The following is a 20,102-nucleotide window of genomic DNA, read 5'->3' as shown; positions in this document are numbered from 1 at the left end:
TCCGAGGCTACTGAGCGTGCCCGGCCCGACCGGCCCGAGAGGGCCAGGGTGGTCAGGTCAGCGCAGGCTCGCCCTGGGGTACGTCGATGTCGATGCTGTCGAGCAGCGACTCCTGGTGCTGGGCGGCGGCGTTGAGCGCGTCGTTCTCGTCCTGGATCCGGTTGAGCTCGGATTCCAGGTCCTGGACGCGCTGCTGGAGCCGTCGCATCTCGGCGAGGAGTCGCGGGTCGGAACCGCCGACGTAACCGAGAAGCGCCTTTGCCATGATGGATGGTCCTCCACAATGAGTGACCGACCGATGCGGTGTGGGTCGTCGAGGGATCGCACCCGCGGTGCTCGGCAGGGCTCTGTCACCACTGCGGTTCTGCTGCTAATCAGCTCTACCGAACAGCTAAGGTGCGCGGGGTTTTCAGCGTCTCACCAAAAAGTTTGACGGTCAACACGATCACACCCTGTGTACCCGGGCGTCCCGGGGGCACGCCGCCGGACGATCATGCGGCGCGGCTCTCCTGCGGGACCCCGAGGGGTGCGCGGATCTTCGTCGATGCCGCAGCCTTGCACGACATCCCGCATCTGGCAACCATCGGCCTCCACCGGGTCCCGCCGCAGGTCATTTCGGGTGCGGAGGCCGAGCGGGCGTTCCGGTGACCGTTCGGTACGGGGCGTTCACCGAGCGGATCGGGCGGTCCGGCGCGGGACCCGATCAGCGAATGGCGAATCCGTCGTATCCACCGCGCGGGATGTCCCAGATCTCAGTCACTCCGTCCACGCGCCCGGGTGTGTCGTCGGACCGCAGCCAGTCGAGCAGGCGGTGGCAATTCTCACGCGGCCCTTCGGCCACGATCTGCACCCTTCCGTCGTCGAGATTGAGGGCGAACCCGGTGAGACCACCGATCTCCAGAGCATTTGCCCTGGTGAACCAGCGGAACCCTACTTGCTGTACTCGGCCGCGTACCCAGACCACGAGGCGCGCTTCTTCGTTCATGCCCGAACGCTAACCGGCCAATTGCCCGTGAAGCACGTCGCCCCCTTTCGGCCATGGGCTACAGTCCCGTCGGAACAGCCTCACTCGATCGGGTGAGTATCGGATGGGTGTCAGGCTGGTCGACCGAAAAGTCGATCAAGCGGCGGTATTCACTCAGCGTGCCACCGAATTCGATCAACGAGGCAGTCGAGCGACGTCGCCAGGGCGTCCGGAGCACCAGGAAGGCACAGCGCATGGGACGCCACCGACGATCCGCCGCAGGCCCCGCCGCTGAAGAACCCGCGGCCGGGACCGCTTCCCGAGGCCGGGGCACGCGCCGCAGGAAGTCCGCCGTGCCGATCCGCACCGGGCTCCTCGGCGTCTCGGCGGCCGTGGCCGTCGGCGCGGTCGCCGTCGCCTCGGGACTGCTTCCCGGCGGCGACACCTACACCTCCGGCAACACCACCGCCGCCGACCAGGTGCGCAGCGGCGGCGCCCCGGACCTGCTGACGCAGGGCGGCAGCTCCACCGCGCCGGCCGACCGGTCCTCGTCCCCGACCGGCCGGGGCTCCGAGCGCCCCGAGGCGCCGAGCACGGCTCCGTCGAAGACACCCTCCAGGACGCCTTCGGCCTCGCCCTCGAAGACGCCGTCGAAGTCGGCCGCACCCGCCACGTCGAAGAAGCCGGCGGCCACCCCGTCCGAGAGGGCGAAGGCGCCCGCCGCCCCGAAGGCCCCGGAGAAGAGCGCCCCGGCGAGCAGGGCCCCGGCCCCGCCGAAGACCTCCGCCGCCCCGCCGCCCAGCAAGAAGCCGAGCCCCTCCCCCACCGACGCCTCCGCGCGCAGCGAGGTGCTGGCGCTGGTGAACCAGGAGCGCGCGAAGGTCGGCTGCTCCCCGCTGAGCACCAGCGCCCCGCTCACCTCGCTAGCCCAGAACTTCAGCGAGGACATGGCGGCCCGCGGCTTCTTCGACCACACGGACCCGGACGGCGACACGCCCTGGGACCGGGCCGCGCAGGCCGGTGTGCAGGGGCTCGGCGCGGAGAACATCGCCCGCGGCCAGGCCGACGCCCAGGCCGTGATGGAGGGCTGGATGAACAGCGAAGGCCACCGGGCGAACATTCTCAACTGCGATTACAAGACCATCGGCATCGGTGTCCACGAGGGCTCCGGCGGTCCCTGGTGGGTCCAGAACTTCGGCTTCTGACCCACCTCCACGGTCCACTTGCTCCCGCACCGCGCTCCCTCGGGGTGAGCGCGGTGCGGGAGTAAGCTTTTGCCATGGCCAGTGATACGGACCGTCTCGCGTTCGACGTCTTCTCCCGGGAGTGCCCCTCGCGCTCCACGCTGGAGCACGCCACCGGGCGCTGGGGCAGCCTGACGCTCGGCGCCCTGTACGAGGGAAGCCTCCGGTTCAACGAGCTGCGCCGCCGGGTCGACGGGGTCAGCGAGAAGATGCTCGCCCAGACCCTGCACGCGCTGGAGCGGGACGGGCTCGTCCTGCGGGAGGCCCAGCCGGTCAACCCGCCCCGGGTGGACTACGAGCTCACGCCGTTCGGCCGCGAGGTCACGGAGAGGCTCCTCGGGCTGATCCGGTTCGTCGAGGGGCGGATGGACGACGTGCTGGCCTCCCGTACGCGTTACGACGAGGCGCGCGGCGGGCGCTGACAGCGCGGGCAGTAGTAGCTGGAGCGGTTCATCCAGGCGCGGCGGCGCATCGGGGTGCCGCACCGGTGGCAGGGCTCGCCCTCCCGGCCGTACGCGTCGAGCGACCGGTCGAAGTAGCCGGACTCGCCGTTCACGTTGACGTACAGGCTGTCGAAGCTGGTGCCGCCCTGGGCGAGTGCCGCGTTCATGACGTCGCGGGCGTGGCCGAGCAGCTCGGCGGACCTGGGGCGGGTCAGGGTCGCGGTCGGCCGGTCGTAGTGCAGCCTGGCGCGCCAGAGCGCCTCGTCCGCGTAGATGTTGCCGACGCCGCTGATCAGCGACTGGTCGAGCAGGGCGCGCTTGACCGTCGTACGGCGCAGCCGCAGCGCGGTGTGGAACGCGGCGTCGTCGAAGAGCGGGTCGAGGGGGTCCCGGGCGATGTGCGCGATGGTGTCCGGCAGGCCGTCGGGGGTGTTGTCGTGGAGCGAGAGCCCGCCGAAGGTCCGCTGGTCGACGAAGCGCAGCTCGGTGCCGAGCGCGTCGTCGAACCGCATCCGGATCCGCAGGTGCTTCTCGTCGGGCGCGTCCGCCGGCCGCACCAGCAGTTGTCCGCTCATGCCGAGGTGTCCCAGCAGCGAGGCGGAGGCCTCGTCGATGGGCACCCAGAGGTACTTGCCGCGGCGCATCGCCGCCCCGAAACGGACTCCGCGCAGCCGCGCGGCGAAGTCGACGCCGCCCGCGAGGTGCCGGCGGACCGACCGCGGGTGCAGGACCTCGACCTCGCTGACGGTACGGCCGCTGACCCAGCGTTCCAGGCCCCGCCGGACGACTTCCACCTCGGGCAGCTCGGGCACGGTGCACCACTCCAGACACGACGACGGTAGTACGGGAGCGGCTCTTCCGCGGAAGCCGCCCCCGGGGACAGGGAAAACCCCCCGGCGCGCGTGGCACCGAGGGGTTCCCGTTTCGCTTCAGGCCGGAGCGGCGTCCGTGTTCGGCGACGGATCGGCAGGGGTGTCGGCGGCCCCTCCGTCGGCCGCGGACTTCTCCGCGGCCTGCCGTGCCTCCGCGGCGGCGCTGATCTCGCGCCAGGCGGACTCGGCCGCCTGCTGCTCCGCTTCCTTCTTGCTACGGCCGGTGCCGGTGCCGTACGAGACACCACCGACGCGAGCGGCAGCAGTGAAGGTCTTCTCGTGATCCGGACCGGTCTCCGTGACGAGGTACTCGGGGACTCCGAGGCTCTCGCTCGCGGTGAGCTCCTGGAGGCTGGTCTTCCAGTCCAGGCCGGCGCCGAGGTTCGAGGACCTGTCGATCAGCGGGTCGAAGAGCCGGTGGACCAGCTCCGAGGCCGCGCTGAGGCCCTGGTCGAGATAGACCGCGCCGATCACTGCTTCCAGTGTGTCGGCGAGGATGGAAGCCTTGTCCCGGCCCCCCGTGCCCTCTTCACCGCGGCCGAGCCGGATGAAGGAGCCGAGTTCGAGGCCGCGGCCCACTTCCGCAAGCGCACGCGAGTTGACCACCGCGGCCCGCAACTTGGCCAGCTGGCCTTCGGGCAGGTCGGGGTGGGTGCGGTACAGCGTGTCCGTGACCACCAGGCCGAGCACCGAGTCCCCGAGGAATTCGAGCCGCTCGTTGGTGGGCAGACCGCCGTTCTCGTATGCGTACGAACGGTGGGTCAGCGCACGCACCAGAAGGGCGGACTCGAGGTGATACCCGAGCCGCCCTTCCAGAAGCGTGTGGGACGAGGCTGTGTTGACGTTGTCTGCCTGCTTCTTGGCGCTGGACAACTCAGACATCGGGCCTCTCACCAGCCGCTCAGACCTCGAGGACCTGGCGCTTGTTGTAGGTGCCGCAGCTCGGGCACGCAATGTGCTGGAGCTTGGGCTCCTGGCAACGCTCGCACGAAACCAGGGTGGGGACCGCAGCCTTCCACTGCGACCGGCGGTGGCGCGTGTTGCTGCGCGACATCTTCCGCTTCGGAACAGCCACGGCTACTTCTCCTGCTTCTCGTCGACGCCAGGTTCGGCGCCGCCCATGTTGTCCTTCTCGCCGTCCTGAACGGTATCGGCGAGTCCTTGCAGTGCCGCCCAACGAATGTCGACGGCGTCGTGGTGGTGGTCCGGATTCTCGTCCAGCCTGATTCCGCATTCGGAACACAGACCGGCGCAGGTCTCCTTGCACACCGGCTGCATGGGCAGTGCGAGCACTACCGCGTCACGCAGCATTGACTCGAGGTCGAACAAGCCGTCCTCGAGGAAGAACCTGTCCTCGTCGTCCTCGGCGTCGTCGGCCGGTTCCGCCGCACTGCTGCGGCCCCGGTCATCGGCGTCAGGGTACGAGAACATTTCCTGGAAGTCCGCGTCGACCTCTACGGTCAGCGGCTCCAGACACCTTACGCACTCCCCCTCGGCGGTTGCACGGGCGGTGCCTGTGACAAGCACCCCTTCCATGACCGATTCGAGGCGGAGGTCCAGCTCCACCGGGGCGCCTTCCGGCACGCCGATGACGCCGTCGATCCCCAGGACCGGTGAACCGGGTGCCTCCACCGAGCGGGTCAGCCGCTTCAGGGCACCGGGACGCCGGCCCAGCTCGTGCGTATCGAACACGAGAGGGTTGCGGTGGTCGAGGTGGCCGTTCAGGGCTTTTCCTGCTTTCGAATCATGGGTGTCGTGCTGCGAAGGGAGGGTCGTCTGCGGTCCGGGGTCGAACCGGCTCCGTTCCGGAGACGAAACGGGCAGCCGAGATCGCGGACCTATGTGCGACCGAGGATTCAGGATACTGGACGGACCGCTCAGCACCCAATCGGGGCAACCCCGACCGGGGTCAGCGGCCCTGTTCGTACCGGCGCAGCTGTTCCAGGTCGATCATGCTGGTGTCGAAGAGGCTGGTCTCGTCCAGCGCGCCACCGCCCTGCTGGTCGGCCGTCTGCGGCTGGGCCTGCTGGGGCTGGGACTGGGACTGGGCCTGCTGGGGCCAGCCGTAGTCGGGCTGGGTCCCCGGCTGGGGCGGGTACCCGTTCGGGTCGTAGCCGCCCTGCTGCTGGTACGCCGCGTACGGGTCGGGCTGCTGCTGGTAGCCGTACGCGTCCTGGACGCCCTGCTGCGGCGGCGGCTCCTGGTAGCCGTACGCCGGCTGCGCGTAGCTCGGCTCGCCCTGCGGCGGCGCGGGGTACGGGGGCCGCTGGGGCGCCTGCCGCGGCGGTGGCGCGAGCTCGGCGAGGCCGGCCAGGTAGTCGGCGTCGCTGGTGTGCCCCTGCCCGCCCGCGGCGTCCTGGGCGGCCATGTGCGCGCCGAGGTCGTCGCTGGCGACCCGGCCGTGCAGCTTCTGGCGGCCCCGGCCGACCGCCTCCAGGGTCTTCGCGAGGACGGCCTCGAAGGCGCCGAACTTGGCGTCGACGTAGGCGTCGGCCCGCTGCCGCAGGGTCTCCGGGTCGGCGCTGCGCTCGGGGGCCTCGGCGAAGTCGGGGTCCTGGTAGCCCTGCTCGTCCAGGCCCTGGCCGCGGCCGAGGAGCTTCTCGCGGCCCCGGTCCACGGAACCGATGGTCTTGGTGAGGACGACCTCGAAGTTGGCGAGCTTGCTGTCGACGTAGTCGTCGGCCTCGGCCCGGACCTCCTCGGCCTCGCGGCGGGCCTCGGACAGGATCCGGTCGGACTCGCTCTGCGACTGGCGGGCGATCTCGGTCTCGGAGATCAGCGAGGCGCGCTGGGCGTGGGCCGACTCGATGATCCGCTCGGCCTCCTGCCGGGCCTGCACGGCGAGCTGCTCCTGGCCGCCGATCAGCTCCTGCGCCTGGGCGAGGGAGCCGGGCAGGGCCTGGCGCACTTCTTCGAGCATGGCGAGCAGCTCGGCGCGGTTGACCACGCACGAGGCCGACATGGGCATGGATCGGGCGCTCCCGACCGCGTCGACGATCTCGTCGAGCTTCTTCTGCACGTCCACCGTGTGCTCGCCACTCTCTGCTGCTCTGTTGAAGCTGCTGCTCCGTTGGAGACGGACGGGACGACTGTAAGGCCAGTCGGCCACCGCCCGACACCTGGTGACGGGCCGTCAGCGGCTCAGCGTTCGCCCAGCCGCTTCACGAGCGCCTCGTGCACGGTCGGCGGCAGCAGGTGGGAGACGTCGCCGCCCCAGGTCGCCACCTCCTTGACCAGCGAGGACGACAGGAAGCTGTACGTCGGATTGGTCGGCACGAAGAGCGTCTCGACGCCGGAGAGGCCGTTGTTCATCTGGGCCATCTGCAGCTCGTAGTCGAAGTCGCTGACGGCCCGCAGGCCCTTCACGATCGCCGGGATCTCCCGCTGCTTGCAGAAGTCGACCAGCAGGCCGTGGAAGGACTCCACCTCGACGTTGCCGAAGTCGGCGGTGACCTCGCGGATCAGCTCGATCCGCTCGTCGACGGCGAACAGCCCCTTCTTGGACTGGTTGATCATCACCGCCACATGCACCACGTCGTACAGCTTCGAGGCTCGGCCAATGATGTCGAGATGTCCGTTGGTGATGGGGTCGAACGACCCCGGACAGACGGCGCGGCGCACTGTGATTCCCTCGCTCTCCGGTCCGGTCATCGTGCGTCTTCGCACGTGGTGGCGGCGCGACCGTACCAAAGCGTTCCCTCGCCGTAACGACGGGACCGCAGTGGCTCGAATCCGGCGGGCCAGCCGAATTCTCCGCCCCGGGTGCTGCGTTCCACGGTGACGAGCACATCGTCGCTGAGCCACCCCTGAGCACGGAGTGTGAGCAGGATCTCGCGGAGATCGTCATCGGTGACGGCGTACGGCGGGTCCAGGAAGACGATGTCGTACGGGTCGGCGGGCGCCGGTCCTGTCACGATCTGCTCGGCTTTGCCGGTGCGGACCTCGGCGCCGGGGAGACCGAGGGTGCGGACGTTGTCGCGGACGGTGCGGACGGCCTTCGGGTCGGCCTCGACGAGCAGGGCGTGGACCCCGCCGCGGGAGAGCGCTTCGAGGCCGACGGCGCCGGATCCGGCGTACAGATCGGCGACCCTGACCCCCTCCAGGGTGCCGAGCAGCGCTTCCCAGGTCGAGAAGAGGCCCTCGCGCGCACGGTCGGAGGTGGGGCGGGTGCCGGTGCCGGGCGGGACGGCCAGGCGGCGTCCGCCGGCCGAGCCGGCGATCACGCGGGTCATGGGTGTGGGGTCCTCGGGGTCGGGGGCGTACGGCGCACGGGGCCGTCGGCGGTCGGCACGCGCGCCGGGCGCGTGCCGTACGTCCACGATATGGCGTGCGGCACGCACCGGCCCGACCGGCAGGACGCCCCCACGCCCTCACCCCTTGTCGAGATACTCCTCGCGGTCCTTGTCCAGGAGGGCGGCCAGCACCGTGCGCAGCTCCGGCAGGTGCTCCAGCTCCGGGTCGGCGGCGACGACCGCGACGGCCTCCTCCCGGGCCGCGGCGATCACCTCCTCGTCGTCGATGACGGTGAGCATCCGCAGCGATGAGCGCACTCCGGACTGGGCCTGGCCCAGCACATCGCCCTCGCGGCGCTGCTCCAGGTCGATGCGGGAGAGCTCGAAGCCGTCGAGGGTGGCGGCGACGGCGGAGAGCCGGGCGCGGGCGGGGCTCGCCTCGTGGGCCTCGCTGACCAGCAGGCAGAGCCCGGGGGCGGAGCCACGGCCGACGCGGCCGCGGAGCTGGTGGAGCTGGGAGACGCCGAAGCGGTCGGCGTCCATGATCACCATGGCGGTGGCGTTGGGGACGTTGACCCCGACCTCGATGACGGTGGTGGCGACCAGGACGTCGACGTCCCCGGCGGCGAAGCGGCGCATCACGTCGTCCTTCTCGTCGGGGTGCATGCGGCCGTGCAGCACTTCGACGGTCAGCCCGGCCAGCGCGCCCTTGCGCAGCTCATCGGCGATCTCCAGGACGGCGAGCGGCGGGCGCTTGTCCGGATCCTCCTCGGCGGCCTTCTTCTTGGCCCTGCCCTTCTTCTCCTCCTCCGCGTCGTCGCCGATGCGGGGGCAGACCACGTACGCCTGGTGGCCGTTCTCGACCTCCTCGCGGACGCGTTCCCAGGCGCGGCTGAGGAAGTGCGGCTTGTCCTTGGCGGGGACGACGTGGCTGGCGATCGGGGAGCGGCCGGCCGGGAGCTGGTCCAGGACGGAGGTCTCCAGGTCGCCGAAGACCGTCATCGCGACCGTACGGGGGATGGGGGTGGCGGTCATGACGAGGAGGTGGGGCGGCTGCTTGCCCTTCGAGCGCAGGGCGTCGCGCTGTTCCACGCCGAAGCGGTGCTGCTCGTCGACCACGACCAGGCCCAGGTCGTGGAACTGCACCTTGTCCTCGATGAGGGCGTGGGTGCCGATGACGATCCCGGCCTCGCCGGTGACCAGGTCGAGCAGGGCCTGACGGCGGGCGGCCATGCCCATGGAGCCGGTGAGCAGGACGACCTTGGTCCCCCGGTCCGAGCCGCCGAGCATGCCGCCCTCGGCCAGCTCGCCCATCATCTCGGTGATCGAGCGGTGGTGCTGCTGGGCGAGGACCTCGGTGGGGGCGAGCATCGCGGCCTGGCCGCCCGCGTCGACCACGGTGAGCATGGCGCGCAGCGCCACCATCGTCTTTCCGCTGCCCACCTCTCCCTGGAGGAGGCGGTGCATCGGATGCTCGGTGGCCAGGTCGTCGAAGATCTCCTTGCTGACCTTCTCCTGGCCCTCGGTGAGGGTGAAGGGCAGCTTGGCGTCGAAGGCGTCCAGCAGGCCGTCCGGAGTGGGGCGGCGGGCGACGGCGGGCAGCTGGGTGTCGGCGTACCGGCGGCGGGCCAGGGCGACCTGGAGGACGAACGCCTCGTCCCATTTGAGGCGGGCCCTGGCGTCCTCGACGTCCGCCCTGGTCTGCGGCCGGTGCACCTTGAGCAGGGCCTCGGGCAGCGGGGTGAAGCCCCGGCCCTCGCGCAGGGAGGCGGGCAGCGGGTCGACCGCGTCCTGAGCGCTCGGCAGCACGGCGTCCACGGCCTTGGCGATCCGCCAGGAGTCGAGCTGCTTGCAGGCGGGGTAGATCGGCAGCAGCCGCCCGGCGAAGGCGTCCACGGCCTCGGTCGCCTCGTCGGCGTCGGAGGCGTCGAGCAGTTGGTACGTGGGGTGGGCCAGCTGCATCTTGCGGTTGAAGACGGAGACCTTGCCCGCGAACATCGCCTGGCGGCCCGGGAGCAGCTCCTTGTGCGGCTTGTGGACGCCGTGGCCGAAGAAGACCAGCTGGAGGCGGCCGCTGCCGTCGGTCAGGGTGACCTCCAGGCGTTTGCCCCGGCCGTTGTTGAACATCAGGATCCGGGCGTCGGCGACCTGGGCGACGACCGTGACGTGCTCGTCCAGCGGGAGGTCTGCCAGCGCGGTCAGCTTGCCGCGCTCCTCGTACCGCCGCGGGTAGTGGTGCAGCAGATCACCGACCGTGTGCAGGTCGAGGTGTTCGGCCATCACCTTCGCGGTGGCTCCGCCGAGCAGCTTCTTCAGAGGTTCATCGAACGAGGACACGCGATCCATTGCACACCACGGCACTGACAGCTGTCCGCCGGGCGCGGCGGCGGGGCGGCTACTCGACGCCGATGAGCAGCGGTGCGCGCTGATGCCCGCCCCGGTAGACCACGGTGTCCACGGCGAGGTAGCCCTCGCGCACGTGGTCCTCCAGCGCTTCGGCCAGCGAGTCGGGGACGTCCTCGCCGAGGACGAGGGTGACCAGTTCGCCGCCCGCCGCCAGCATCCGGTCGAGGACGGTGCGGGCGGTGGCGGGGACGTCGGCGCCGATCACGGCCACGTCGCCGTCGATCAGTCCGAGGATGTCCCCGGCCTGGCAGATCCCGGCCATGGTCCACGACTGGCGCTCGGCGACGGCCAGTTCGGCGTAGCGGGTGGCGCCGGCGGCGGCGGTCATGGCGACCACGTCCTCGTCGAAGCCCCGGTCGGGCTCGTGGACGGCGAGGGCGGCGATGCCCTGGACGGCGGCCCGGGTGGGGACGAGGGCGACCCGGACCCCCTCGGTCCTGGCCTGTTCGGCGGCCGCGGCGGCGGTGTGGCGCAGGGCGGCGTCGTTGGGCAGCAGCACCACCTCGCGGGCGTGGGCGCGGCGGATGGCGTCGACCAGTTCGCCGCTGGCGGGCGGTTCGCCGGGGCGGGCGATCACGGTGGTGGCGCCGGCCTCGGTGCAGAGCCCGGCCAGTCCGTCGCCGGGGACCACGACGACGACGGCGCGCTGGGCGGGTTCGGCCTGGACGCGGAGGTCGTGGCCGCTCTCGGTGGCGAAGTGGGTGATCCGGATCCGGTAGGGCCGCCCCGCCTCGACGCCCGCCTCCACGGCCGCCCCGGCGTCGTCGACGTGGACGTGGACGTGCCAGAGGCCGTCGCCGCCCACCACGACCAGGGAGTCGCCGAGCGCGTCGAGCCGGGTGCGCAGCCGGGCCACCTGCTCGTCGCGGGCCTCCAGGAGGTAGATCACCTCGAACGCGGGCCCGGCGGCCCCGTCCTCGGGGCAGTCCGCCGGCCCCTCCCCCGCGGGAGCGCCCGACTCCACCGGGGTGCCGCCCACCGGGAGGCCCACCACGGAGCCGCCGTCCACGGGCGCGGGCGTCCTCCCGGGCCCGGTGCGGGGCCCCCGTACCGGAGCCTGCCCGGTCACGGTCTCCACCAGCGCGCCCAGGACCGCGACCAGTCCCCGGCCCCCGGCGTCGACCACGCCCGCCCGGCCGAGGACGGCGAGCTGCTCGGGCGTCCTCGCGAGGGCCGCGAGTGCTCCGGCGTACGCGGCGTGCACGACGGCGCGCAGGTCTGTGTTCTCGCCCGCTGCGGCCCCGCCCACGGCGGCCTCTCCCGCTGCGGCCTCGGCGGCGGCAGCGGCGACGGTGAGCACGGTGCCCTCGACGGGGTGGGCGACTGCCCGGCGGGCGGCGTCGGCGGCCCGGGCGAGGGCGAGGCTCAGGTGAGCCGCGTCACCGCCCTCGGCCAGCACCCCGGCCATGCCGCGCAGCAGCTGGGCCAGGATCGTGCCGGAGTTCCCGCGGGCGCCGATCAGGGCGCCGTGCGCCATGGCGCGTACGGCGTCGGCGGTGGCGGGCGCGGTGGCTCCGGTCTCGTGCGCGGCGAACACCGCTTCGACGGCCGCGGCGGCGGACTCGACGGTCAGATAGAGGTTGGTGCCGGTGTCCCCGTCGGCGATGGGATAGACGTTGATCGCGTCGATCTCCGCGCGCTCCCGGCCCAGGGCCTCCAGGGCCAGTGAGCACCACGTGCGCACCGCGACGGCGTTCAGATCGTCGGGGAGCTGCGGCACCGATGGTCCTCCTCGATCGGCCGTGGCGACGGACTGCACCGCAGGTTAGCCCGCCTGCCGGGGTTCCGGTCCGGACAGGGGGCGGGCGGGGCGGGGGGCCGACCCGTGGTAGTTTCGTATCTCCGAAGCAGGCGTTGTATGCTGCTCCGGTTGCCCGATGAGAGTCGGGCCATTCCTCCGGTACCGCCACTTCAGTCAAATGATTCCGGCGCGCCGGATTTCACTGTAAGTGCATCTGAAGTCTTTGGAGTGACCCGTGGCTGCCAACTGCGACGTTTGCGGCAAGGGGCCGAGCTTCGGCAACAGCATTTCGCACTCGCACCGCCGTACGTCCCGTCGCTGGAATCCCAACATCCAGCGCGTGCGTGCCGTGGTCGGTCGGACGCCGAAGCGGCTCAACGTCTGCACCTCGTGCATCAAGGCCGGCAAGGTCGCGCGCTGACGTCCCCGTCGTAGCGCAGCCTGCCGGTTGCCCAAAAAGCCGGTCCACCTCGGTGGACCGGCTTTTTGCTGTGCCCGGGCGCCGGTCAGGCGGCCTGGTCGGTGCCGGCCGGGCGGGTCTCCCAGCCGTGGTCGACGGGGCCGATGCCGCCGCCGAGCGGGAAGCCGGCCTCGATCGCGCCGGTGACGTACGCCTTCGCGTCCCGTACCGCCGTGGGCACGTCCTTCCCGAGCGCGAGCCCGGAGGCGATGGCGGAGGCCAGGGTGCAGCCGGTGCCGTGGGTGTGGCGGTTGTCGTGCCGGGGGGCGCGCAGCCAGTGTTCCGTGCTCCCGTCGGTGAGCAGGTCCACCGCCTCACCGGGCAGGTGGCCGCCCTTGATGACGACCCAGCGGGGTCCGAAGGCGAGGATCTCCTCGGCGGCCCGGCGCATCCCGCTCTCGTCGGTGACCGTGACCCCGGTGAGCTGGGCCACTTCGTCGAGGTTCGGGGTGGCGACGGTGGCGACGGGCAGCAGCTTCGTGCGTACGGAGTCGAGTGCCTCGGCGGCGAGCAGCGCGTCGCCGTGCTTGGAGACGCCGACCGGGTCGACGACGACCGGGGCGTCGGTTCCGGCGAGGAGTTCGGCGACGGTCTCCACGAGGGCGGCGGAGGCGAGCATGCCGGTCTTCACGGCCTGGACGCCGATGTCGTCGACGACGCTGCGGTACTGGGCGCGTACGGCGTCCACCGGAAGCTCCCACGTGCCCTGGACGCCGAGGGAGTTCTGCGCGGTGACGGCGGTGAGCACGCTCATGCCGTGCACGCCGAGCGCGAGCATCGTCTTCAGATCGGCCTGGATTCCCGCACCGCCGCCGGAGTCGGATCCGGCGACGGTGAGCACGCGGGGCGGTACAGCGGTACGTATGGGCATACGCAGCAATCTAGCGGCAGCGCCGACGGACCGGCCGCCCGTGGCCGAGGGCTGTCCCGCTCAGTGGGTGTCCTCGATGGAGCCGAAGTGGTCCCAGCCGCCCTTGCTGGTCCAGGGCGCTCCGTCGACGGTGACCTGGGGCAGGGCGGAGGGGTTGAGGACCTCGCCGATCACCTTCCAGCGGGCGGGCAGCTTCACGTCCGGCGGGAAGGTCGCCACGATCGCGTGGTCCTCTCCCCCGGTCAGCACCCACTGGAGCGGGTCGACGCCGACGGCCTGGCCGATGTCGGACATCTGCGAGGGGATGTCGATGAGGCCGGAGCGCAGGTCGATGCGGACCTTGCTGGACTCCGCGATGTGCCCGAGGTCCGCGACGAGGCCGTCGCTGACGTCGGTCATCGCGGTGGCGCCGAGCCCGGCGGCCGCGGGGCCCGCGTGGTACGGCGGTTCGGGCCGGCGGTGGGCCTCGACGAAGGCGCGGGGCGAGCGGAAGCCGCGGGAGAGCACGGCGTATCCGGCGGCGGACCAGCCGAGCCAGCCGGTGACCGCGACGACGTCGCCGGGGCGGGCGCCGGCCCGGGTGACCGGTTCGTGGTTGCGCAGGTCGCCGAGGGCGGTGATCGCGACGGTGATCGTGTCGCCGCCGACCACATCGCCGCCGACCACGGCAGCGCCCGCCACCTGGCACTCGTCGCGCAGCCCGTCCATCAGCTCGGCGGCCCAGGTGACGGGGAGGTCGGCGGGGACGACGAGGCCGAGGAGCAGCGCGGTGGGCACGGCGCCCATGGCCGCGATGTCGGCGAGGTTCTGGGCGGCGGCCTTGCGGCCGACGTCGTACGCCGTCGACCAGTCGCGCCGGAAGTGCCGGCCTTCCAGCAGGATGTCCGTACTGGCCACGACCCTGCGGTCGGGGGCGGCCACGACCGCGGCGTCGTCGCCGGGCCCCAGCCGTACCGCCGGAGTGGTGGTGAGCCGGGACGTGAGCTCTCTGATGAGCCCGAACTCCCCCAACTCGCCCACGGTTCCCTTCACCGAGTCTCACCTCTCCTTTATCGCCCCGGACACCCGTCCGGGCCCCCGGTCGCGAGCCGTCTGTGCTGTCGGTACCGTCAAGAGATACGTCAACTTCTGCGCCCTGTACGCCACGCTGTGGACGTCATCCGGCCCGTAGGTCTCCCCGTGGCCCGCGGCAACGCGATAACGTGGCGTCCCTTTCCCCCACATGATCCTCGTGGCCGCCCTGGAGGTTCCGTGGTACAGGCGTACATCCTCATCCAGACCGAAGTGGGCAAGGCGTCGATCGTCGCCGACACCATTTCCAAGATCCCGGGAGTCATCCAGGCAGAGGACGTCACCGGTCCGTACGACGTGATCGTGCGGGCCCAAGCAGACACGGTCGATGAACTCGGCCGCATGGTGGTCGCCAAGGTGCAGCAGGTGGACGGCATCACACGAACCCTGACCTGCCCGGTCGTCCACCTCTGACCCCCGTCTAGGCTGGGCCGGTGACGTCATCCGCCCGCCGTTCCCCCCGCTCGATGTTCCTCGGTCCGTCCGCTGCCGTGCTCGTCCTGGCCGCGGCGGGCTGTTCCCTCAGCGACGCGGAGCCCTCGATCACGGTTCCCACGCCGTCCTCGGAGGCCGCAGCGTACTGCGAGGCCCTGCACGAGGAACTGCCGGAGACCGTCCTCGAACTGGAACGCAGCGACCCCTCCCCGGATTCGGAGCTGACCGCCGGCTGGGGGGACGGGGCGATCGTACTGCGCTGCGGGGTCCCCCGGCCCGCCAAGATGGACGACCCCCAGTCGCAGGGCGTCGAGGCGGACGGCGTGCAGTGGATGCTGGAGGAGCCCGAGGGCTCCGGTCCGCGGTTCACGACCACGTACCGCAAGGCGTACGTCGAGGTCACGCTGGACTCGACGTACGCCCACGACATCACGCCGCTGGCCTCGTTCGCCGGCCCGGTCTCGAAGACGGTACCGAGCAAGTTCTGAGGGCCGTCGGCTCCGTCAGCGCAGTCCGGTGGAGCGGCTCAACGCGGCCTGGATCAGCCGGTCGACCAGCTCCGGGTAGCTGACGCCGCTCTCCTGCCACATGCGCGGGTACATGGAGATCGGGGTGAAGCCCGGCAGGGTGTTGATCTCGTTGATGACGAAGGAGCCGTCCTCGGTGAGGAAGAAGTCGGCGCGCACCAGGCCCTCGCAGGAGACGGCGTCGAAGGCCGCGACGGCGAGGCGCCGCACCTCGGCGGTCTGCTCCTCGGTGAGCGGAGCGGGCACGAGCCCGGCGGCCGAGTCGATGTACTTGGCCTCGAAGTCGTAGAAGTCGTGTGCGGTGACCGGCGGGATCTCGGCGGGCACGCTGGCGCGCGGGCCGTCCTCGAACTCCAGCACCCCGCACTCGATCTCGCGGCCGCGCAGCAGCGACTCGACGAGGAACTTCGGGTCGTGGCGGCGGGCCTCCTCGATCGCCTCGTCGAGGCCTTCGACGGAGTCGACCTTGGTGATGCCCATCGAGGAGCCGCCGCGGGCGGGCTTGATGAACAGCGGCCAGCCGTGCTCGCCGGCGAAGTCCACGATCCGCTTGCGGGCGGCGGCGGGGTCGTTGTCCCACTCGCGGGGGCGGACGACCTCGTACGGGCCGACGGGCAGGCCGAAGGAAAGGAAGACGCGCTTCATGTACTCCTTGTCCTGGCCGACGGCGGAGGCGAGGACGCCCGCGCCGACGTAGGGCACACCGGAGAGTTCGAGGAGGCCCTGGAGGGTGCCGTCCTCCCCGTACGGACCGTGCAGCACGGGGAAGACGACGTCGACCTCGCCCAGTGCCTTGGGCACGGAGCCGGGTTCGCTGTAGAGGACCTCACGGCTGCCGGGGTCCACGGAGAGCACGACGCTGCCCTCGGCGGACTCGGTGAGCAGGTCCACGTCGGGGACCTTGCGGTCGGTGATGGCCATGCGTTCGGGCTCGTCGGCGGTGAGCGCCCAGCGGCCGTCCGTCGTGATGCCGATCGGCAGGACGTCGTACTTCGTCCGGTCGATGGCCCTCATGACGGCGCCGGCCGTGACGACCGAGATGCCGTGTTCGGAGCTGCGGCCGCCGAACACGACAGCCACGCGGGGCTTGCGGCGCTGCGGCTCAGGGCTCTCGGCGCGCTCAGGGCTCTGGGGGAGGTTCTCGCTGCTCATATCGCGATGAGCGTACCTGCTGGTAAGGGCGACGTCAGCGTCGCTCGGCCTTGGCGCTCCGCGACATCAGCTCCTTGACGGCGACGACCGGGGACTTGCCCTCGTGGACGATGGAGACGACGGTCTCGGTGATGGGCATGTCGACGCCGTGCCTGCGGGCCAGGTCGAGGACCGATTCGCAGGACTTGACGCCCTCGGCGGTCTGCTTGGTGACGGCGATGGTCTCCTGGAGCGTCATACCGCGGCCGAGGTTGGTGCCGAAGGTGTGGTTGCGCGAGAGCGGCGAGGAGCAGGTGGCCACCAGGTCGCCCAGGCCCGCGAGTCCGGAGAACGTCAACGGGTCCGCGCCCATGGCCAGGCCCAGTCGGGTGGTCTCGGCGAGGCCCCGGGTGATGAGGGAGCCCTTGGTGTTGTCGCCGAGGCCCATGCCGTCCGCGATGCCGACGGCGAGGCCGATGACGTTCTTCACGGCGCCGCCGAGCTCGCAGCCGACCACGTCGGTGTTGGTGTACGGCCGGAAGTACGAGGTGTGGCAGGCGGCCTGGAGGCGCTGGGCGACGGACTCGTCGGCGCAGGCGACCACGGCCGCGGCGGGGCGTCGCTCGGCGATCTCCTTGGCCAGGTTGGGTCCCGAGACGACGGCGATGCGGTCGGCGGAGACCTTGGTGACGTCCGCGATGACCTCGCTCATCAGCTCCGCGGTGCCCAGCTCGACGCCCTTCATCAGGGAGACCAGGACGGTGTCCGGCTCCAGGTGCGGGGCCCAGTCGGCGAGGTTGGCGCGCAGCGTCTGGGAGGGCACGACGAGGAACGCGAACTCCGCCCCGCGCAGGGCCTCGGCGGCGTCGGTGGTGGCGCGGACGGTGTCGGGGAGCGCGATGCCCGGGAGGTAGTCCGGGTTGGTGTGCGTGGTGTTGATGGTCTCGGCGACCTCGGCGCGGCGGCCCCAGAGGGTGACCTCGCAGCCCGCGTCGGCGAGGATCACGGCGAAGGCCGTACCCCATGAGCCGGTTCCGAAGACGGCCGCTTTTACGGGGTGCGTCACGTGGGTCCCTTTCCCTGGGCCCTGCGCCGTTGTTCAGCACGGGCTTTGCGGTGATCGTAGAGCTCGGCGGGCGCCTTCTCGCCGCGGAGGTCCTCCAGCTCGCGGGTGACCGCCGCCATGATGGCCTCGGTGGCCTCGCGGAGCACCTCGGAGGTCGGCTCCAGACCGTGGAACCGGCTGAGGTCGACGGGCGGTCCGGCCTGCACCTGGAGCGTCTTGCGGGGGAACAGCCGGAACTTGTTCTCCTTGGCGTACGGCGGCATCGCGAGGTTGGCGCCCCACTGGGCGACGGGGATGACGGGCGCCCTGGTCATCAGGGCGACCCGGGCGACCCCGGTCTTGCCGGCCATCGGCCACATGTCGGGGTCCCGGGTGAGGGTGCCCTCGGGGTAGAAGGCGACGCACTCGCCGCGCTCGATGGCGTCCACCGCGGCCCGGAAGGCGTCCAGGGCGTTGGTGGTCTCGCGGTAGACGGGGATCTGGCCGGTGCCGCGCAGCATCATCCCGACGAACGGGGTGCGGAAGAGGCCGGCCTTCGCCAGGAGCCTCGGCACCCGCCCGGTGTTGTACTGGAAGTGGCCGTAGGAGAGCGGGTCCAGATAGGAGTTGTGGTTGACGGCGGTGATGAATCCGCCGTCGGCCGGAATGTGTTCCATCCCCCGCCAGTCGCGCTTGAACAGAACCACCAGTGGCGGCTTGGCGATGACCGCCGCCAGGCGGTACCAGAAGCCGATTCTGCGGCGGGACACTCGGACACCTTCCTTAAGGATTTCGACCTGCAGCCTGGCTACTGACGGTCAAGTCTCGCCCCAGGCCCCTGCTCTGTCGAGAACACCGTACGCCTCACGTTCGGTAGCGGACCTCCAGGTTGTCGTACCGGCAGGCGAGAATAAGTCCTGACGCGTACGGAGGGGGAGATCGCCACGAACACCGATCCGGCCGGGCCCTGGTCCCTGGTCGTTCCGCTGAAGCCGCTCGCCCGGGCCAAGAGCCGCCTGGGGCGGGCGGCGGGCGAGGATGCGCGGCCCCGGCTGGCCCTGGCGTTCGCCCAGGACACGGTGGCCGCGGCGCTGGCCTGCTCCGGGGTGCGGGATGTGGTGGTCGTCACGGACGACGCCGTGGCCGCGGCGGCTCTTTCCGCGCTCGGGGCGCGGATCGTGCCGGACGTTCCGGGGGCCGGTCTCAACGCCGCGCTCGCGCACGGCGCACGCTCCGTACGGGCCCTGCGGCCCGCCGCCGCGGTGGCCGCGCTCAACGCGGATCTGCCGGCACTGCGCACCGACGAATTGGCGCGGGTGCTCGATTTTGCCTCCGCTTTTCCCAGCGCTTTTCTGCGGGACGCGGCCGGAATCGGAACGACATTTCTGACCGCCGCGAGCGGTACGGAATTCCGTCCGGCTTTCGGCGGTCCGTCCGGGGCCCGGCACCTGGCGTCGGGTGCGGTGGAAATAGCGCTGTCCGGCGTCGACTCGGTGCGCCGTGACGTGGATACGGGCGAGGATCTGCGGGTCGCCCTGGCCCTGGGGGTGGGGTCGCACACGGCGCGGATCGCGGCCGCGCCCGCCCCGTCCCACGACCGATAGGCTGCCGCCCATGCAGGCGACCTCGTACACGTACGACCCCGAGACCCGCAGCGGCAGCGTGCTGCTGGACGACGGCACCCCGGTGGACTTCGACGCCCCGGCCTTCGACGCGGGCGGCCTGCTGCTGCTGCGTCCGGGGCAACGGGTGCGGATCGAGGGCGAGGGCGAGGGAGCGGCCCTGCGGATCACGCTGGTGACCCTGCAGACGTTCTGACCCCGCCCCCGACCGGAGCGGGACCGCTGGGCCGAACGGGGTCCGGACAGCCCGCGGGCCGGGCTCCCCCGGAGGGGAGCCCGGCCCGGCGCGTTGTGAGGAGCGAGCGGGTGCCCGGTCTCACTTCTTGCGTGCGGTGGCCTTCTTGGCCGTGGTCGTGCGCGCCGTGGTCTTCTTCGCGGGCGCCTTCTTCGCCGTGGTCTTCTTGGCGGGCGCGGTCTTGCTGGGCGAGGCCTTCTTGGCGGTCGTCGCGGCCTTCTTCGCCGGAGTCGCCTTCTTGGCGGCCGCGGAGGCCTTCTTGGCCGTCGCGGTGGTCTTCTTCGCGGTGACCTTCTTGGCTGCGGCGGTGGTCTTCTTCGCCGGAGTCGCCTTCTTGGCGGTGGTCTTCTTCGCGGTGGCCTTCTTGGCGGCCGACTTCTTGGCGGCGGCGGCCTTCACCGTCGTACGGGCGGCGGAGGAGCCGCCCGAGAGGCTGCCCTTGGGGGCCTTCTTGACGGCCACGTCGTTCTTGGGGAGCTTCTTCGAGCCGCTCACCAGGTCCTTGAAACCCTGGCCCGCGCGGAAGCGGGGCACCGAGGTCTTCTTGACCCGGACGCGCTCACCCGTCTGCGGGTTGCGGGCGTACCGGGCGGGGCGGTCGACCTTCTCGAACGAGCCGAAGCCGGTGACCGAGACACGGTCCCCGGCCACAACGGCACGGACGATCGCGTCGAGTACCGCGTCGACAGCGTCTGCGGCCTGCTGACGGCCGCCGACCTTGTCGGCAATCGCTTCTACGAGCTGCGCCTTGTTCACGTCTTCCCCTTCGGAGACATTGCCAGAACGAAAGTGTTCAAGCTTTT

The 20,102-nt window shown here is 71.4% G+C and carries 24 protein-coding genes; 7 read left to right on the top strand and 17 right to left on the bottom strand.

The window, feature by feature from the left end:
- Positions 1-52 precede the first annotated feature (52 nt).
- Both OG245_RS27895 and OG245_RS27890 read right to left on the bottom strand, forming a co-directional pair.
- Positions 53-265: a hypothetical protein gene (locus OG245_RS27895; RefSeq protein WP_003965973.1), complete on the bottom strand. Its 213-nt coding sequence runs from the start codon at positions 263-265 to the stop codon at positions 53-55.
- Between the two features lie 438 nt (positions 266-703).
- Positions 704-985 carry an acylphosphatase gene (locus tag OG245_RS27890; protein WP_371626150.1) on the bottom strand — a complete coding sequence of 94 codons (282 nt, stop codon included), beginning with the start codon at positions 983-985 and terminating at the stop codon, positions 704-706.
- Between the two features lie 233 nt (positions 986-1,218).
- On the opposite strand from OG245_RS27890, the gene OG245_RS27885 reads away from it, so the two are divergent.
- The gene (locus OG245_RS27885; RefSeq protein WP_371626149.1) at positions 1,219-2,169 is read left to right on the top strand and encodes a CAP domain-containing protein; all 951 of its coding nucleotides are present in this window, start codon (positions 1,219-1,221) and stop codon (positions 2,167-2,169) included.
- A 74-nt stretch (positions 2,170-2,243) separates the two neighbouring features.
- On the top strand, positions 2,244-2,630 hold the full coding sequence (locus OG245_RS27880; RefSeq protein ID WP_371626148.1) for a winged helix-turn-helix transcriptional regulator: 387 nt from the start codon (positions 2,244-2,246) through the stop codon (positions 2,628-2,630).
- Here the strand turns inward: OG245_RS27880 and mutM are convergent.
- From mutM to OG245_RS27835, 9 genes are all read right to left on the bottom strand, one after another.
- On the bottom strand, positions 2,603-3,463 hold the full coding sequence (gene mutM, locus OG245_RS27875; protein WP_371626147.1) for a bifunctional DNA-formamidopyrimidine glycosylase/DNA-(apurinic or apyrimidinic site) lyase: 861 nt from the start codon (positions 3,461-3,463) through the stop codon (positions 2,603-2,605). The two genes, OG245_RS27880 and mutM, sit on opposite strands and share 28 nt — an antisense overlap.
- A gap of 117 nt (positions 3,464-3,580) precedes the next feature.
- Entirely contained in the window at positions 3,581-4,405 is an 825-nt protein-coding gene (rnc, locus tag OG245_RS27870; protein WP_003965979.1) for a ribonuclease III, read from the bottom strand.
- Positions 4,406-4,424: 19 nt separating this feature from the next.
- Positions 4,425-4,598: a 50S ribosomal protein L32 gene (gene rpmF / locus OG245_RS27865; RefSeq protein ID WP_003965982.1), complete on the bottom strand. Its 174-nt coding sequence runs from the start codon at positions 4,596-4,598 to the stop codon at positions 4,425-4,427.
- A gap of 2 nt (positions 4,599-4,600) precedes the next feature.
- Positions 4,601-5,215, bottom strand: a complete 615-nt coding sequence (locus tag OG245_RS27860; RefSeq protein ID WP_371626146.1) for a DUF177 domain-containing protein — start codon at positions 5,213-5,215, stop codon at positions 4,601-4,603.
- A 217-nt stretch (positions 5,216-5,432) separates the two neighbouring features.
- Positions 5,433-6,548 carry an ATP synthase F0 subunit B gene (locus OG245_RS27855; RefSeq protein ID WP_371626145.1) on the bottom strand — a complete coding sequence of 372 codons (1,116 nt, stop codon included), beginning with the start codon at positions 6,546-6,548 and terminating at the stop codon, positions 5,433-5,435.
- A gap of 116 nt (positions 6,549-6,664) precedes the next feature.
- Positions 6,665-7,144 (bottom strand): pantetheine-phosphate adenylyltransferase, encoded by a 480-nt coding sequence (gene coaD, locus OG245_RS27850; RefSeq protein ID WP_371628008.1) that lies wholly within the window; start codon positions 7,142-7,144, stop codon positions 6,665-6,667.
- Positions 7,145-7,170: 26 nt separating this feature from the next.
- On the bottom strand, positions 7,171-7,755 hold the full coding sequence (rsmD, locus tag OG245_RS27845; protein WP_371626144.1) for a 16S rRNA (guanine(966)-N(2))-methyltransferase RsmD: 585 nt from the start codon (positions 7,753-7,755) through the stop codon (positions 7,171-7,173).
- A 138-nt stretch (positions 7,756-7,893) separates the two neighbouring features.
- On the bottom strand, positions 7,894-10,101 hold the full coding sequence (gene recG / locus OG245_RS27840; protein ID WP_371626143.1) for an ATP-dependent DNA helicase RecG: 2,208 nt from the start codon (positions 10,099-10,101) through the stop codon (positions 7,894-7,896).
- Between the two features lie 49 nt (positions 10,102-10,150).
- Positions 10,151-11,881, bottom strand: coding sequence for a DAK2 domain-containing protein (locus tag OG245_RS27835; protein ID WP_371626142.1), 1,731 nt, complete (start codon positions 11,879-11,881; stop codon positions 10,151-10,153).
- Between the two features lie 256 nt (positions 11,882-12,137).
- Here OG245_RS27835 and rpmB point away from each other — a divergent pair, with 256 nt between their 5' ends.
- A complete protein-coding gene (gene rpmB / locus OG245_RS27830; RefSeq protein ID WP_003965989.1) occupies positions 12,138-12,323 on the top strand; it encodes a 50S ribosomal protein L28 in 186 nt (61 codons plus the stop codon).
- 85 nt (positions 12,324-12,408) lie between these two features.
- Here the strand turns inward: rpmB and thiD are convergent, their stop codons facing one another.
- Both thiD and OG245_RS27820 read right to left on the bottom strand, forming a co-directional pair.
- The gene (gene thiD / locus OG245_RS27825; RefSeq protein ID WP_371626141.1) at positions 12,409-13,233 is read right to left on the bottom strand and encodes a bifunctional hydroxymethylpyrimidine kinase/phosphomethylpyrimidine kinase; all 825 of its coding nucleotides are present in this window, start codon (positions 13,231-13,233) and stop codon (positions 12,409-12,411) included.
- Between the two features lie 60 nt (positions 13,234-13,293).
- Positions 13,294-14,265, bottom strand: a complete 972-nt coding sequence (locus OG245_RS27820; RefSeq protein ID WP_371626140.1) for a thiamine-phosphate kinase — start codon at positions 14,263-14,265, stop codon at positions 13,294-13,296.
- A 219-nt stretch (positions 14,266-14,484) separates the two neighbouring features.
- On the opposite strand from OG245_RS27820, the gene OG245_RS27815 reads away from it, so the two are divergent.
- Both OG245_RS27815 and OG245_RS27810 read left to right on the top strand, forming a co-directional pair.
- A complete protein-coding gene (locus OG245_RS27815) occupies positions 14,485-14,718 on the top strand; it encodes an Lrp/AsnC ligand binding domain-containing protein (protein ID WP_003965992.1) in 234 nt (77 codons plus the stop codon).
- Between the two features lie 20 nt (positions 14,719-14,738).
- A complete protein-coding gene (locus OG245_RS27810; RefSeq protein WP_371626139.1) occupies positions 14,739-15,227 on the top strand; it encodes a DUF3515 domain-containing protein in 489 nt (162 codons plus the stop codon).
- A 15-nt stretch (positions 15,228-15,242) separates the two neighbouring features.
- On the opposite strand, the gene OG245_RS27805 is transcribed toward OG245_RS27810, so the two are convergent.
- From OG245_RS27805 to OG245_RS27795, 3 genes are read right to left on the bottom strand one after another with little or no spacing between them, the layout of a single operon-like run.
- A complete protein-coding gene (locus OG245_RS27805; RefSeq protein ID WP_371626138.1) occupies positions 15,243-16,418 on the bottom strand; it encodes a D-alanine--D-alanine ligase family protein in 1,176 nt (391 codons plus the stop codon).
- A 34-nt stretch (positions 16,419-16,452) separates the two neighbouring features.
- Entirely contained in the window at positions 16,453-17,463 is a 1,011-nt protein-coding gene (locus OG245_RS27800) for an NAD(P)H-dependent glycerol-3-phosphate dehydrogenase (protein WP_371626137.1), read from the bottom strand.
- Entirely contained in the window at positions 17,460-18,212 is a 753-nt protein-coding gene (locus OG245_RS27795) for a lysophospholipid acyltransferase family protein (RefSeq protein WP_371626136.1), read from the bottom strand. Before OG245_RS27795 ends, OG245_RS27800 begins: the two co-directional genes overlap by 4 nt.
- A gap of 147 nt (positions 18,213-18,359) precedes the next feature.
- Between OG245_RS27795 and cofC the strand changes: the two genes are divergently transcribed.
- Both cofC and OG245_RS27785 read left to right on the top strand, forming a co-directional pair.
- Positions 18,360-19,046 (top strand): 2-phospho-L-lactate guanylyltransferase, encoded by a 687-nt coding sequence (gene cofC / locus OG245_RS27790; RefSeq protein WP_371628007.1) that lies wholly within the window; start codon positions 18,360-18,362, stop codon positions 19,044-19,046.
- 10 nt (positions 19,047-19,056) lie between these two features.
- Entirely contained in the window at positions 19,057-19,260 is a 204-nt protein-coding gene (locus OG245_RS27785) for a hypothetical protein (RefSeq protein WP_032790675.1), read from the top strand.
- Between the two features lie 120 nt (positions 19,261-19,380).
- Here the strand turns inward: OG245_RS27785 and OG245_RS27780 are convergent, their stop codons facing one another.
- Complete coding sequence (locus tag OG245_RS27780) at positions 19,381-20,055, bottom strand: HU family DNA-binding protein (protein WP_097867892.1); 675 nt, start codon at positions 20,053-20,055, stop codon at positions 19,381-19,383.
- Positions 20,056-20,102 lie beyond the last annotated feature (47 nt).

Source organism: Streptomyces sp. NBC_01116, from assembly GCF_041435495.1.
In the GTDB taxonomy this organism is placed as follows: Bacteria; Actinomycetota; Actinomycetes; order Streptomycetales; family Streptomycetaceae; genus Streptomyces.
Note: the sequence above shows the minus strand (reverse complement) of the source record. Positions and strands in the feature narration are given on the sequence as shown.

Excerpts from the sequence above, each read along its gene's own strand:
- OG245_RS27895 (WP_003965973.1), bottom strand. The coding sequence starts at position 265 with ATGGCAAAGGCGCTTCTCGGTTACGTCGGCGGTTCCGACCCGCGACTC.
- OG245_RS27890 (WP_371626150.1), bottom strand. The coding sequence starts at position 985 with ATGAACGAAGAAGCGCGCCTCGTGGTCTGGGTACGCGGCCGAGTACAG.
- OG245_RS27885 (WP_371626149.1), top strand. The coding sequence starts at position 1,219 with ATGGGACGCCACCGACGATCCGCCGCAGGCCCCGCCGCTGAAGAACCC.
- OG245_RS27880 (WP_371626148.1), top strand. The coding sequence starts at position 2,244 with ATGGCCAGTGATACGGACCGTCTCGCGTTCGACGTCTTCTCCCGGGAG.
- rnc (WP_003965979.1), bottom strand. The coding sequence starts at position 4,405 with ATGTCTGAGTTGTCCAGCGCCAAGAAGCAGGCAGACAACGTCAACACA.
- rsmD (WP_371626144.1), bottom strand. The coding sequence starts at position 7,755 with ATGACCCGCGTGATCGCCGGCTCGGCCGGCGGACGCCGCCTGGCCGTC.
- recG (WP_371626143.1), bottom strand. The coding sequence starts at position 10,101 with ATGGATCGCGTGTCCTCGTTCGATGAACCTCTGAAGAAGCTGCTCGGC.
- thiD (WP_371626141.1), bottom strand. The coding sequence starts at position 13,233 with ATGCCCATACGTACCGCTGTACCGCCCCGCGTGCTCACCGTCGCCGGA.
- OG245_RS27805 (WP_371626138.1), bottom strand. The coding sequence starts at position 16,418 with ATGAGCAGCGAGAACCTCCCCCAGAGCCCTGAGCGCGCCGAGAGCCCT.
- OG245_RS27785 (WP_032790675.1), top strand. The coding sequence starts at position 19,057 with ATGCAGGCGACCTCGTACACGTACGACCCCGAGACCCGCAGCGGCAGC.